The organism is Parerythrobacter jejuensis (assembly GCF_039536765.1).
Lineage (GTDB): Bacteria > Pseudomonadota > Alphaproteobacteria > Sphingomonadales > Sphingomonadaceae > Parerythrobacter > Parerythrobacter jejuensis.
The window spans coordinates 2,517,192-2,530,488 of record NZ_BAAAZF010000001.1; the positions used below are offsets into that span (position 1 = coordinate 2,517,192).

The window sequence follows — 13,297 nt, forward strand, 5'->3', positions numbered from 1 at the left end:
CATCACTGCCGATCTGCAAGCGCTGCGTGTTAGCGGATCAACGAAACCATCCGCGCCAGCCAGCCGCGATTTTCCTCGGCTTGCGCGACTGCGACCGACGAAGGCGGACATTCTAGGCAATAGGCTTGCATGCCGCGCGTGCCCACAAGTCGCTCCGCATCGATCCGGACCTGGCCCAAGAGAGCCTGTTGGCGACCGGCGATCATTGCAAAAAGATCGCCGTTGCGCGTCGCTTCGCCTTCGGACAGTAGCATCGAGCGAAGCAGATTGTCATAAGGTGGCGGCTCGGTTCCGAGGAACTTGGCGTGCCAGTCTCCCTCTTCCAATTCGGCCTGTCCCGCGACCCATGCGAGTGCCTCGTCGAGACCACCATATTGGTCGACAAGGCCGATTTGCCGCGCTGTGCCACCATCCCAGACGCGCCCTTGGGCGATGGTATCGACCTGTTCGGTCGGTAGCTTGCGCGCTTCCGACACGCGCGTCAGAAAGTCGCGATAGCCGTCTTCAATCGAGCTTTGAAGGATGGCATCCACTTCCGGCGTGAAGCCGCCGATCAGATCGGGCTGACCCGACAATGGAGTGGTCGCAACGCCATCAGCATCGACGCCATACTCATTGGCGAGGTCTTCGAAAGTCGGGATGACGGCAAAAATGCCGATCGAGCCGGTGATGGTCTCGGGCTCGGCGAAAATCCGGTCGGCGGGAGTTGAAACCCAATAGCCGCCGCTGGCCGCAACATTGGCCATGGACACGGCGATCGGGATGTCATTCGCTTTGTGACGCAGGATAGCGTCGCGAATGGCTTCGCTAGCGAGGACGGAACCACCCGGAGAATCGACGCGAACTACCAGTCCGGAAATCTCATCATCAAGTGCATCGTCGAGCAAGGCTGCGATCCGGTCTCCGCCTGCCGTTCCCGGGCCTGCTTCGCCATCGACGATTTCACCGGCAACCGTGACCACTGCGATGGTGCTGCCGGGAGTGTCGCGCGGATTGTCGGCGAGCCATGGGCCCAGATCGGTCGAGGCAAAAGCGCCGGGCGCTTCGTCCCAGCTATCCTCGCCCACGATCTCTGCCACCCGCTCGCCGAATTCGACACGATTGCCGAGCTTGTCGACAAGGCCTGCTTCCAGAGCTGCCTGCGCGAAGTCGCCATTCTGCGCCTCGATCCACTCGACCGGACGGGTCGTCACTTGCTCGAGATCGAGGGCAGGGCGGGCCTTTTTCACATTGGCCTGCCATTCTTCCCACAGCGCCCCGTACAGCGCCTGGGCATTCTCGCGCGCTTCGGGTGACATCGAATTGCGATCATAGGGTTCGACAGCCGATTTGTAGGTGCCGACCTTGTAGATCCGGGCATTTACATTCAGGTTTTCGAGCAGCTCGCCATAATAGAGGCGATTGCCACCAGGCCCGGCAATGATTGCGCCGCCCAGCGGGTCGACCCAGACTTCGCTGGCATGGGCGGCCAGCATCATGCCGTCATCGGCATAACCAAGAGCGTAGGTCAGAACCGGCTTTTCAGCGGCCTTAGCCCGATCCAGTGCCTCGCCGATTTCCTGCAAATGCACCTGGCCTCCGCCGACAAAGCCCGAGAGATCGAGCACGATGGCTTTGATCCGCTCATCGCCAACTGCAGTATCAATCGCGTGGACAACGTCCTGCACATCGAATTCGCCGACCGGAGCGCTGCCGCTCAGGAAGGCCTCGATGGGATCGATGACGCTCTTTTCCTCGACGACGATCCCGGACAGATCGAGCAAGAGTGCACCCTCGCGAACCTGGGCCGGGCTTGGGCGCGCCGTGAGGATAGCAAACAGCAAGGAGAAGAATAGCAGCAGGAACAGCAGGCTGAGCCCGTCCTTGATCCCGACCAACAATTTCCAGACACTTTTTGCGAACGCCATAAATCTTCCAGACTTCCTCTAATATGCGCCTTACATAGGCATGGCTGCGTGGCATCGCCAGCCGAAAGCGCTTGAGCCGCCGACACTGCTCGATTAGGGGCTTGGCTTTAATGACATCGACCGGCTCTTCTTCGCATTCCGGCCGCTACCCAGCGGGCGGGCAAGCCTTTCCGCACGCCAGCCTGACCGGCATCGCGCAACTGGAACGGCATGAAATCCTCTATCTGCTCGACGAGGCGGAACAATGGGTTGAATTCAACCGCCAGCGCGACAAGCATTGTGACCTTCTGGGCGGGCTTACTGTCATCAATGCCTTCTTCGAAAACTCGACCCGGACGCTGCTGAGCTTTGAAATCGCCGGGAAGCGGCTGGGCGCGGATGTGGTCAATATGCATGCCGCACAGTCGAGCGTGAAAAAGGGCGAAACCCTGATCGATACGGCGATCACGCTCAACGCGATGCGGGCCGATGCGATTGTCATCCGGCACGGTTCGAGCGGCGCCGTCGACCTGATCGATAGCAAGGTCGATTGCCCGGTCCTCAACGCAGGTGACGGGCAACATGAGCATCCGACTCAGGCATTGCTCGATACGCTGGCGCTGAGAAACGCGCTGGAAGAGCGGGGCGAGGGTGCCGAGGACTTTACCGGCCTTACTGTCACGATCTGCGGTGATATCCTGCACAGCCGCGTGGCCCGTTCCAATATTCTATGCCTGCAAGCTATGGGCGCGAGTGTGCGTGTGTGTGCGCCGCCAGCGCTGATGCCCGATGGGGTCGAGCGCATGGGTGCAGAGCCTTTTTCCGACTTCGACGCTGCGTTGCAGGGCTGCGATGTGGCGATGATGCTGCGCCTGCAGACGGAGCGGATGAGCGGACAGTTCATCCCCTCGGCGCGTGAATACCATCACCTGTATGGCCTTACCCAAGCCCGGCTTGATCGGGCTGCGCCTGATGCGCTGGTGATGCATCCTGGACCGATGAACCGCGGGGTCGAAATCGACAGTGAAGTCGCCGACATGCTGGATCGATCTATCATTACGCGACAGGTGGAGATGGGCGTCGCGGTGCGAATGGCCTGCCTCGATATCCTGACCCGCAAGGCGCGCGGCGTGCCCGGCTGGAGCGGATCCTCCGGCGGAGGGCAATGGGTATGAAAACGCAGCAACCCCTCATCATTACCAACGGCCGCCTGATCACTCCGGATGGGCTGATCGACGGCGGCGTGGCGTGTGAGAACGGGATCATTACCGAGATAGGCGACATATCCGGGATCGAAGGCGCCGAGACTATCGATGCAAGGGGCCAGTTGATCGGCCCCGGTCTGGTCGATCTGGGCGTTTTCGCGATCGACAAACCCGCGCTTCATTTCGGGGGTATAACCCGGGCGGCGTTAATGCCGGATCAGACGCCAATCCTCGATCTGCCCAGCCGAGTTTCTTACATCGCCAAGAGCGGGAAGCCGGACCTGTGGGTCCATCCCCTGGCCGCCGCAACGCGCGAGTTGGCGGGGGCCGACCTGGCGGAGTTTGCATTGATGCGCGATGCGGGAGCGCGCGGCATTGCCACCGGACGCAATTGGATCGCCGATAGCGGGGTCATGCTGCGCGTGCTGCAATACGCAGCCATGCTGGATCTTGTGGTGGTGAGCCATGCCGAAGACAGCGGCATTGCTGGCGATGCAGTGGCGACAGCAGGAGAAATGGCCACAAGAATGGGGTTACCCAGCGCACCGGCGGAAGCAGAAGCTCTGGCCGTTGCGCGCGACATTGCACTGGCCGAAATGGCCGGCGCACGTTTGCATATCCGCCAGGTAACGACTGCTGCAGCTCTCGATCTGGTCCGCGCAGCCAAGGCGCGCGGCGCAAGGGTTACCGCAGGCGTTACGCCGGCGCATTTCATGTTGTCGGACCTTGCCACCGGCGATTTCAGAACGTTCGCCCGTCTCTCTCCGCCATTGCGAGCGGAAAGTGACCGGCAGGCCGTGATCGCTGCGATTGGCGATGGCACGATCGATGTCATCTCAAGCGGCCATGATCCGCGTGGACCAGAAGACAAACGCCTGCCGTTCAGTGATGCAGAGCCCGGCATGGCGGGGGCGGAGACGCTGCTGGCCACTACGCTCACCCTGGTTCGGGACGAGGTGATCGCGATGGACCGCGCTTTTGCGCTTTTGTGCACAAATCCGGCACAACTGCTCGGCGTCAACGCTGGTCGACTCATAGTGGGGGCGGAGGCCGATATCGCAATTGTCGATCCCGACAAGCCTTGGATTGCCAGCAGCGCCAAGATGGCTGCAAGAGCCGGGAATACGCCATTTGACGGCCAACCGATGCAGGGACGGGTTACGCACCTCTACAAGGGTGGCGTCAAAGCGTGATGTGTTGCATATTATGCGATGAAGCCCCAAAGGGCGCTGCGGTCGCTGCACAAAAGATAGTATAATGACGGGACGGGGCTGCGTGGAAGAATCTGGTTTCAACAAGAGGCGGGGCGAACGGAAAAACACCGGCATTGCCGGCCGATACCGTACCGGCTCCGGCACGCCGCGAGATGTCTGGATTACCGACCTCTCGCAAACGGGTTGCCGATTTTATGACCGGTTCGGCACGATGCAACCGGGCAAAGCGCTAACGTTGCGGATCGGAACCTTCGGACCGGTTCCGGCCAAGGTTCGGTGGTGGGAAAACCACACCAATGGCGTGCAGTTCGAGGAACCCCTCCATGAGTCGGTTTTCGAACATATCTGCGAGAATTTGAGCGAAACGGTACCCGACGGTCTTGAAACCGGGGACGAGTAAAGAAAACCCCTCCCGACCGAAGTCGAGAGGGGCAGTCGCTCGCTAGAGTCTTTCCAAATTCTGAAGGTGTCAGCGACGCGCCATGCGCACGCCGCGATCCACGGCGCCCGGCAGAGGGCGACCTTCGGCCCAGGCGATGCATCCTTGGCCGCGTGATTTGACTGTCCCGCACATGCTCTTGGCGGACGCCTGCTGGAAACCGCCAGCGTTGACGCGGTAATAGGTTTTGCCGCGGACCTTCGCCTGCGTGATGACCATGTTGTAGTCACTCAGGTTGGGGTAGCGCTTGGCATAGATGCCCCACGCCCGGCGTGCACCGGCTTCGGAGCGGAAGCTGCCAAGCTGGACGAGGTGCGAACCGTCGGCCGAGACATTGCGCTTCGCCACGCGGGCAGGCTTGGGCGTTGCACCTTGACGTGCCGGCATGGCCTGAACGACCGGGCTGGATACGAATTTGATCGCGCTGGCGGCCACCTGGGCGACGGTTACGCCGCTCGGTGCAGGGGCCTTGAAGGCATCTTCGAAGCTTTCCGGCGACTTTACGTTCGGTGCAGCAACGGCGACTTGCGGTGTCGGCTTGGCCGGAGCGGTTCCTACCGGAACACTATCCAGTGGCGGCAATTCGCGCGGAGCAGGTGCTGCTGCGGCAAATTCTGCGACTGGGGGCAATTCCCCTGCCGCAGGAGCGCGGGCGACCTGAGGAGCAGATGCAGCGGCTTCGGCAGCGAGCTGCTGTGCATTCGGGTTGCTGGAAAGTGCCAGCTGGACCGGTTGCCCGGCATCGGCGCGAACCGGTACATTCAACAATCCGGCGACACGCTGCTGGAAATCTTCCGGCTTGGCCGAACGGGCCCAGTCGCTGATCCGTTGATCCAGTTCGACCGGAGCAACGTCTTCGGCAGCCATGATCCGTGCTGCTTTCCAATTGCCCTGGAGGGCATAGGCGTAGGCCAGGTTCTGACGCAGCTTTGCCGTATTCTCGCCGCCACGAAGGGCATTGCCAAGAACATGGACACCGCGATCTGCTTCGCCAGCCAGCGCAAGCGCGAGGCCAAGATCGGAAGCGGGAATATCGTCGCGCCAGTCATCAAGGACGGCGACAGCGCGGGCATTGTCACCCTTGCCGATAGAGGCAAGCGCAAAGCCGAGTGCCGTGCGACCCGAGGTATCGCCCAGTTTCATCGCATCATCGAAGCTTGTAGCTGCCGACTGGAAACGACCTGCATCGAGATAAGCAGCACCCAGAACCCCACGATAGGCGGCATTCTGCGGCTCGGCGAGGACTGCAGCCTCGGCATTGGCGATCGCCTTGCCCGACTGGCCTTTCTCAAGAGCGACCTGCGCTTTGTTGGCAGACAGGTCTGCACGCGGTGCCCCCTGGGCCGAGCAGCCGGTAATGGCGAGCGCGCCAAGCGCGGTCGTCAGGGCCAGTGCGGCAGTTTTCTTCGAGCGAGCCATGGTATTTCCCCTTTAAGGTCAGGCTTCAGTGCCGCTGAACTTGTGCGGCGAGTGAATCGATATCCGGCATATCGTCGAGCAAGCCGTCGAGGGCTTCCGTAACGATTTGCTGGGCGCTGCGTCCTTTGACCGTGCAGGCCAGACGCAGTTTGAGATGACGGTCGGCATCAAGCCGCAGCGTGAAAGCTGCGCGCTTGCCGCGCTCGAGAGCCGAACGACGCTTACGCGTCTTGGGCTTGCGTTCCTGTGCAGGCTCGGGCGTTGCCTTGGTTTGATCGGTCGCGACCACGCGCTCGGCCAATTCCTCGCGCTGGCGATGAACTTCGGGGCGGGTTGCCTGGGCCAGTGCCTCGTCAGCTGCGCGGGCGAGCTGGCGTGCTTCCTGCTCTGCCGCTTCGTTTGCCGGTTCAGGCGTCAGATGCAGCACGTCGGCCTCCGACTGGCGCGGTGCGGGGGCTTCTTCACCCATATCGTTCCAGCCCAGATCTTCGAGATGGTCATGCGATTCGGCAGGGCCCGGCTCGAGCGGGGTCAATTGCGGGCGCATGGCCGGCTTGGCCCCACCCTTGCGGGCGAGAAGGCTCGGATTGAGCGAGGCGAAGGAAGCTTCGGACATGGTTTCGATGCCCCGCTTACTGGGCCACCCGGCGGCCGAAACCACCGGTCGGACGATGCGTGCCCGGCACCTGGGATACAGAACCCGGAGCAGCAAACACCGTGCGGCGGAAATTCTTTTCAAGCCGGTCCGCGATATAGCCCCACAACGCTGTCACTTCGGCGGCACTGCGGCTGTCGGGATCGACTTCCATCACCGTGCGGCCATCGATCATCGAGGCGGCGAAATCGGTGCGGTGGTGAAGTGTAATCGGTGCCACGGTGCCATGCTGGCTCAGCGCGACGGCGGCTTCCGATGTAATCTTGGCTTTGGGCGTGGCTGCGTTGACCACGAATACGAGCGGCTTGCCGGCACGCTCGCACAGATCGACTGTGGCCCCGACGGCGCGCAGATCATGCGGGCTGGGGCGTGTCGGGACAACAATCAGCTCTGCCACCCCGATGACGGACTGGATCGCCATTGTAATGGCTGGCGGCGTATCGATCACGGCAAGTTTGAAACCCTGCTGGCGCAAGACCTGCAGGTCGCTGGCCAGCCGTGCCACGGTGGTCTGGGCGAAGGCGGGATACTCCGCTTCGCGCTCGTTCCACCAATCGGCGAGCGACCCTTGCGGATCGATATCGATCAGAACAACCGGTCCGGCTCCGGCGCGTTGCGCCTGGACGGCCAGATGGCCGGAAAGCGTGGTCTTGCCCGATCCGCCTTTTTGCGATGCCAGTGCCAATACGCGCACAGGACGGTCCCCCTGAATTGCTTCTATTGACCCACGCCAATCGCGGGTCGTCATCGGGGGGATCGCAGGATACCCCTAATTTTGGGTTAACGTTGGTCCTAACAAGAGGGCCTCGCGTCCGTCGGGGAATGGGCGGTGCTGCCGCCGCAGGTTAGAAAATCTTTGCTAACGGCCTGTTCACTATGTCACTCTATGTCCCACAGAGTTGAAGTAGAGTTACCGAGAGGGTTCGCGAGACGATCATGGCATTCGCACGAGCAATGAAGGCGCTGGCTGCGCTGTCGCTTCTGGCGACACCGGTTGCGGTGTGGGCCGACGTAAAGACCGGCGTCGATGCATGGAGTGCGGGCGACTATAGCCGCGCGGTGCGCGAATGGCGCGATCCGGCGGCCAAGGGCGATCCTGATGCGCAATTCAATATGGCGCAGGCCTATCGCTTGGGCCGCGGCGTCGAACAGAACCTGAAGCAGGCCGAGGTATTCTATGCCAAGGCGGCGGCGCAAGGCCATTTGAAGGCGGCAGACAATCTGGGGCTCTTGCTGTTTCAGAGCGGCCGACGCGAAGAAGCGATGCCTTATGTCCAGGCCGCCGGCGAACGCGGAGATCCCCGCGCGCAATATCTGTTGGGCATTGCCCATTTCAACGGGGATCTGGTCGAGAAAGACTGGGTCCGCGCCTATGCCTTGCTGACATTGGCCAATTCTGCGGGCCTTCCGCAAGCGGCCCCGGCGATCAAGCAGATGGATGACTTCATCCCGCTCGATCAGCGCCAACAGGCCCAGCCCCTGGCGCAGAGGATCAAGCGTGAGGCCGATGCCCGGCGGTCGAGCCAGCTAGCCGCAGCCGATCTTGGCGGCACGCCTCCTCCCCGTGTCGCGGCGGCAGTGCCCGCACGCGCCGTACCCAAGCCAAGCGACGCCCAGCGTCTGCCAACAGCGGCGACCCGTATTCCACAACCCATCGCACAAACGCCTGTCGCGCCTTCCGTGGCTGCGGCCCAAGCCGCGATTTCGGAGGCTCAACGGGTGACGGGGACGCAAAGCCCGGCCGAGGCCGGCGCAACGTTTGCAGCCCGGCAGGCTCCTGCGCGCACGACCACGCCGCGCCCGGCGGTCGATCAACCGGTTCGCGTCGCGGCAGCGCCAACGGCAAGGGTTGCGCCTGCGCCCAGGCCCGCTCCCCGCGCTGCCACGACGACGAGTGGGCCATGGAAAGTCCAGCTCGGCGCTTTTTCGGTCAAATCCAATGCCAACAAGCTCTGGTCGAGGCTTTCGGGCCGCAGTGCCCTGTCCGGCAAATCGAAACTCCTGGTTCCGGCTGGCCGGCTGACCAAGCTGCAGGCGGGTGGCTATGCAAGCCGCAATGCTGCGCAGACCGCTTGCAACGCGCTGAAGCGTAGCGGCCAGGGGTGCCTCGTCACTCGCTAGTCGGGCCTGATCGCTGTTTCTGGCATATAACGATGGGTAAACGGGCTTTGGCTCGTGCGCTCTGCATGATACCCCCTGCCGGGACAGGGAGGATTATCGATGGCTACAGAACAACCCGAGATGGACGGAGATGCTAGCACACCCGATCAGGTTGTACCGGTTTCCGCCAATGACGGGCAACGGCTTGCGAGCCTCGATTTCATCCGCGGGATAGCCGTGATGGGCATTCTGGCAGCGAATATCGTCGCGTTTGGCCAGCCATTTTCGGCCTATATGTACCCAGATGCCTTTACGGTGCCGCATTCGGCCACTGAGGACTGGCTGTGGGTCGGGCAGTTCGTGCTGATCGACAGCAAAATGCGCGGGCTGTTCTCGCTCCTGTTCGGCGCTGGCATGATGCTCTTCATGGAAAAGGCCTGGGCGAGGGGCGCGACACGCTGGCTGCAGGCACGGCGCCTGTTCTGGCTCGGTCTGTTCGGCCTGATCCACTATTTCCTGATCTGGCGCGGCGATATCCTGTTCTCCTATGCCTGTTGTGGCATGCTGGCGCTGCTGTTCCTGAAAGTCAGTGCCAAGTGGCAATTGCGTCTCGGTATTCTGGGATATCTGCTCGGCGCTGTCATGTACGGCTCGATGATGGGCTTCCTCTATATGGCGTCCGAGACCGATGCGGCCCGGTCTGATCCGCAGATGGCCGAGATGGTCACCCAGCTTGAAACAGACAAGCAGGACCAGCTGGCGGATGGCGTCATCCAGACCGAGTTGATTTCGAGCGGGGATTACCCTGGCTGGGTCAACCACATGTGGGTCGAACACGCGAGCGACCTTGGTTTCTTTATCTTCCTCTGGCTGTTCGAAACCTTGCCGCTGATGCTGATGGGGATGGCGCTTTATCGTATGGGGCTGTTCAGTGGCGGCTTCGATCCGACCAAGCAGCGCATGTGGGGCTGGGCCGGAGTGCTCAGCGGCGGTGCGCTTAGCCTGTGGTTGGCTCTATGGATCAAGGGCGAAGGGCTGACATTCTACGGCACGCAGTCGGCGATGGTCGGTTTCAGCTTCCTGCCGCGCGTGTTCATGATCCTGGGGCTTGCCGCGCTTCTGGCACTCTATGGGCCCAAAGCGGTCGGATGGCTGGGTGAGCGGATCTCCTATGCCGGCCGGGCAGCTTTCACCAATTACCTCGGTACGTCGATCGTGATGCTGTTCGTGTTCCATGGCTGGGCGTTGGGGCTGTTCGGCAAGCTGGGCCGGATCGAGCTCTACGGTGTGATGCTGCTCGCCTGGGCGCTGATGCTGCTGTGGTCCAAGCCTTGGCTGGAGCGGTTTCGCTACGGCCCGCTCGAATATCTGTGGCGGTGCTTGACCTATATGCGCGTGTTCCCGCTCCGGAAGTAGCTTGGCGGGGGAGGGTGTCGACAAATAGCACCTCCTCCCCCTTTTTGCTCTTGCTATTGAGAATAATTCGCATATTCTCGCTCTTGCGAATCAGTCGCAGGAGACAGCTGACCGATGTATATCTGCATCTGCAACGCCATTCGGGAAACCGAGCTGCGCCGCATGGCGATCAAGACCCATGGTGATGCTGAAGCGGTTTACGCGGCGATGGGCAAACGTCCGAATTGTGGCCAATGCCTGGCAGAAGCTGACGAGATCGTGATGGAAGAGCGCGTGATGGGTTGCGAACCCGTCGCAGCTTGAGCGGATTATCCGCTAACGCAAATCGCTCGCAACTGGCGGAAATCCGCCGATTTTTCGCCTTTTTGACCTTGCCGCATCTGTGTTTGCACGCTTATGTCTGCCCGCAATTTCCATTCAAAGGAGCTGGGCCATGAAGGGCGACGCAAAAGTCATCGAATTTCTCAACAAGGCGCTTACCAACGAGCTAACCGCCATCAACCAGTATTGGCTGCATTATCGCGTGCTGGACGATTGGGGCCTCCACAAGCTGGCAGCCTATGAGCGCAAGGAATCCATCGAAGAGATGGAACATGCCGACAAGCTGGCGGCGCGAGTGCTTTTCCTCAACGGTTTGCCCAATTTCCAGGCGGTCCATAAATTGCGTGTGGGCGAGACGGTCGAGGAAATCCTGAAAGCCGATATGGCGGTGGAAGAGGACGCGATTCCTCTGTTGCGGGACGCCATCGCATATTGCGAAAGCGTGCGCGACTATGTCAGCCGCGATTTGTTCGCCCAGATCCTCGACAACGAGGAGGAGCATGTCGACTTCCTCGAGACCCAGTTCGACATGATCGAACGCATGGGACTGGAAAACTACGTCCAGTTGCAGAGCGTCGCCGCAGGCGAAGGCGGCGAGGGCTAGCTTCCTTCGTCGGGGCCGTGTTGGGTCGCCTTTTGGCCCTGGGCGGCGATCACGGTCTCGGCCGCGAACAGCACTAGCCCGCTGATCAGGAATATCATGGCCGCGATCCATGCAAAGGCGACCATGCTACCGATCTGCGGCTCCACAAACGCGCTGACGAACAGCAAGGCGATCACCACGCAAATGGTGAGCGCCGCGCCGGTGCTCAACATGATCGCACGTTGGGCATAGCGCCTGCGCCGGCGCAGGCGGGCAAGCTCGATCCGCTCCCTGGCAGTCTGCTCGTCTTCCATCCGGACCTCCAGCCGTTCGATCCGGTTGGCAATCCAGATCAGCCGCGCCATCATCACATTCATGACAGCCCCGATCCCTGCGAGCAGGAACGCCGGGGCGAGGCTGAGCCGGACGATTTCCTGGACCCGCGTCGTGCTCGACGTTTGCTCCAGCAGGTCTGCGGCAATGTTCCCACCGCCGACAGTGAGAAGGTCGAATAACATCACCCGCGCTCCGAGCCGCCGCTGTAATTGCCGCCGCCGCCTTTGTTGGCGTTGTAGGGGTTCTTCGGGCTTTTGAGCACCACGCGCACCGGCACTGCATCGAAACCCAGCTTGGCACGGATGCCATTGACCAGATAGCGCTCATAGCTTTTGGGAAGCGCATCGAGCCGCGTCCCGAACACCACGAAACGAGGCGGGCGGGTCCCGGCCTGTGTGATGTAGCGCAGCTTGATCCGGCGGCCACCCGGCGCTGGCGGCGGATTGGCCTCCATCGCATCATCAAACCAACGGTTGAGCGCGGCAGTCGGCACGCGTTTGGACCAGCTCTCGCGGATTTCGAAGGCCGCGTGCAGCATGGTATCGAGGCCCTTGCCGGTTTTGGCGCTGACAGCGAAGAGCGGCAGGCCGCGAACCTGCGCCAGCCCGTCATCCAATGCACCGCGAATGCCGTTGAACAGCGAGGATGCGTTTTCCGCGACGTCCCATTTGTTGATCGCGATCATTAGCGCGCGCCCTTCTTCGAGCACGTGACTGGCGATTTTCAGGTCCTGGTGCTCGAGACCCTGGGTCGCGTCGAGGAGCAGGACGACAACTTCGGCGAAATCGACCGCACGGCGGGCGTCGGCAACGCTGAGCTTCTCCAGCTTCTCGGTCACATTGCGCTTCTTGCGCATCCCGGCAGTGTCGACGAGATGGATGTCGCGTGGTTCGCCGGTTTGCGGATCGGTCCAGGTGTAATCGATTGCGATCGAATCGCGGGTAATGCCGGCTTCCGGGCCCGTCAGCAGTCGATCCTCGCCCAACAGACGGTTGATCAAAGTCGACTTGCCAGCATTGGGACGCCCCACAATCGCCAACTTGAGCGGGCCGAGGGGAACATCTTCTTCGTCCTCTCCGTCATCGAGCCCCTGCTCCTTGGCAGCGGCTGCGGCGGCTTCGGCCTCTTTCTCGAAATGGCCGATATGGGGCCACAGGCCCTCGAACAGATCGGCGACCCCTTCGCCATGTTCGGCTGACAGGGGTACCGGGTCACCCAGCCCCAGCGAGAAGGATTCGTACAGGCCAGCATCGCCAGCTTTGCCCTCCGCCTTGTTCGCAACCAGCACGATCGGCACATCGACGGTACGCAGCCAGCGGCCGATCTCTTCGTCCAACGGTGTAATGCCGGCGCGCGCATCGATCACGAACAGAACCGCATCTGCGCCTTCGAGGCTCACCTCGGTCTGCGCGCGCATCCGGCCCGGCAGGCTCTCGGCGTCCTCGTCTTCCCAGCCTGCGGTATCGACAATGTCGAATTTCAGCCCAGCCAATTCTGCATCACCGACACGGCGATCGCGCGTAACGCCGGGTTGGTCGTCGACCAGGGCAAGCTTCTTGCCCACCAGCCGGTTGAACAGCGTGGATTTACCGACATTGGGTCGACCGATGATGATCACGGTTGGTTTTGCTGGGGCAGACATATCGAGCGCGCAAGTGGGCCTTAACGGCGCGCTTGGCAAGGCGAAGCGGGTTTCATGGTAAATTCGTGTTTACCACAGGGT

At 61.7% G+C, this 13,297-nt stretch carries 13 protein-coding genes; 7 read left to right on the forward strand and 6 right to left on the reverse strand.

The genetic code is table 11. From position 1 onward, the window contains the following. Positions 1–29: 29 nt before the first annotated feature. Positions 30–1,907, reverse strand: a complete 1,878-nt coding sequence (gene sppA, locus ABD653_RS12260; protein ID WP_160778934.1) for a signal peptide peptidase SppA — start codon at positions 1,905–1,907, stop codon at positions 30–32. Positions 1,908–2,017: 110 nt separating this feature from the next. Here sppA and ABD653_RS12265 point away from each other — a divergent pair, with 110 nt between their 5' ends. The 3 genes from ABD653_RS12265 to ABD653_RS12275 all read left to right on the forward strand — a co-directional run bounded on the left by ABD653_RS12265 (position 2,018) and on the right by ABD653_RS12275 (position 4,705). Further along, positions 2,018–3,061 (forward strand): aspartate carbamoyltransferase catalytic subunit, encoded by a 1,044-nt coding sequence (locus tag ABD653_RS12265; protein WP_160778935.1) that lies wholly within the window; start codon positions 2,018–2,020, stop codon positions 3,059–3,061. After that, positions 3,058–4,284, forward strand: coding sequence for a dihydroorotase (locus ABD653_RS12270; RefSeq protein WP_160778936.1), 1,227 nt, complete (start codon positions 3,058–3,060; stop codon positions 4,282–4,284). Before ABD653_RS12265 ends, ABD653_RS12270 begins: the two co-directional genes overlap by 4 nt. A gap of 64 nt (positions 4,285–4,348) precedes the next feature. Next, positions 4,349–4,705, forward strand: a complete 357-nt coding sequence (locus ABD653_RS12275) for a PilZ domain-containing protein (RefSeq protein ID WP_160778937.1) — start codon at positions 4,349–4,351, stop codon at positions 4,703–4,705. A gap of 69 nt (positions 4,706–4,774) precedes the next feature. Here ABD653_RS12275 and ABD653_RS12280 read toward each other — a convergent pair whose 3' ends face one another. The 3 genes from ABD653_RS12280 to ABD653_RS12290 are packed head-to-tail and all read right to left on the reverse strand — an operon-like array spanning position 4,775 to position 7,512. After that, the gene (locus ABD653_RS12280) at positions 4,775–6,163 is read right to left on the reverse strand and encodes an SPOR domain-containing protein (RefSeq protein WP_160778938.1); all 1,389 of its coding nucleotides are present in this window, start codon (positions 6,161–6,163) and stop codon (positions 4,775–4,777) included. 25 nt (positions 6,164–6,188) lie between these two features. Continuing rightward, entirely contained in the window at positions 6,189–6,779 is a 591-nt protein-coding gene (locus ABD653_RS12285; RefSeq protein ID WP_160778939.1) for a hypothetical protein, read from the reverse strand. A 16-nt stretch (positions 6,780–6,795) separates the two neighbouring features. Then, positions 6,796–7,512 carry an AAA family ATPase gene (locus tag ABD653_RS12290; protein WP_160780379.1) on the reverse strand — a complete coding sequence of 239 codons (717 nt, stop codon included), beginning with the start codon at positions 7,510–7,512 and terminating at the stop codon, positions 6,796–6,798. Positions 7,513–7,754: 242 nt separating this feature from the next. Between ABD653_RS12290 and ABD653_RS12295 the strand changes: the two genes are divergently transcribed. The 4 genes from ABD653_RS12295 (at position 7,755) to bfr (ending at position 11,259) form a co-directional block, all read left to right on the forward strand. Further along, a complete protein-coding gene (locus tag ABD653_RS12295; RefSeq protein WP_160778940.1) occupies positions 7,755–8,939 on the forward strand; it encodes an SPOR domain-containing protein in 1,185 nt (394 codons plus the stop codon). A 99-nt stretch (positions 8,940–9,038) separates the two neighbouring features. Beyond that, positions 9,039–10,334, forward strand: coding sequence for a DUF418 domain-containing protein (locus tag ABD653_RS12300; protein ID WP_199801107.1), 1,296 nt, complete (start codon positions 9,039–9,041; stop codon positions 10,332–10,334). 114 nt (positions 10,335–10,448) lie between these two features. Next, positions 10,449–10,637: a (2Fe-2S)-binding protein gene (locus ABD653_RS12305; protein ID WP_160778941.1), complete on the forward strand. Its 189-nt coding sequence runs from the start codon at positions 10,449–10,451 to the stop codon at positions 10,635–10,637. A gap of 130 nt (positions 10,638–10,767) precedes the next feature. Further along, positions 10,768–11,259 carry a bacterioferritin gene (gene bfr, locus ABD653_RS12310; RefSeq protein WP_160778942.1) on the forward strand — a complete coding sequence of 164 codons (492 nt, stop codon included), beginning with the start codon at positions 10,768–10,770 and terminating at the stop codon, positions 11,257–11,259. Here bfr and ABD653_RS12315 read toward each other — a convergent pair. Then, positions 11,256–11,756, reverse strand: a complete 501-nt coding sequence (locus tag ABD653_RS12315; protein ID WP_160778943.1) for a DUF2721 domain-containing protein — start codon at positions 11,754–11,756, stop codon at positions 11,256–11,258. The two genes, bfr and ABD653_RS12315, sit on opposite strands and share 4 nt — an antisense overlap. Next, positions 11,756–13,216, reverse strand: a complete 1,461-nt coding sequence (der, locus tag ABD653_RS12320; protein ID WP_160778944.1) for a ribosome biogenesis GTPase Der — start codon at positions 13,214–13,216, stop codon at positions 11,756–11,758. Before der ends, ABD653_RS12315 begins: the two co-directional genes overlap by 1 nt. Between the last annotated feature and the right edge of the window lie 81 nt (positions 13,217–13,297).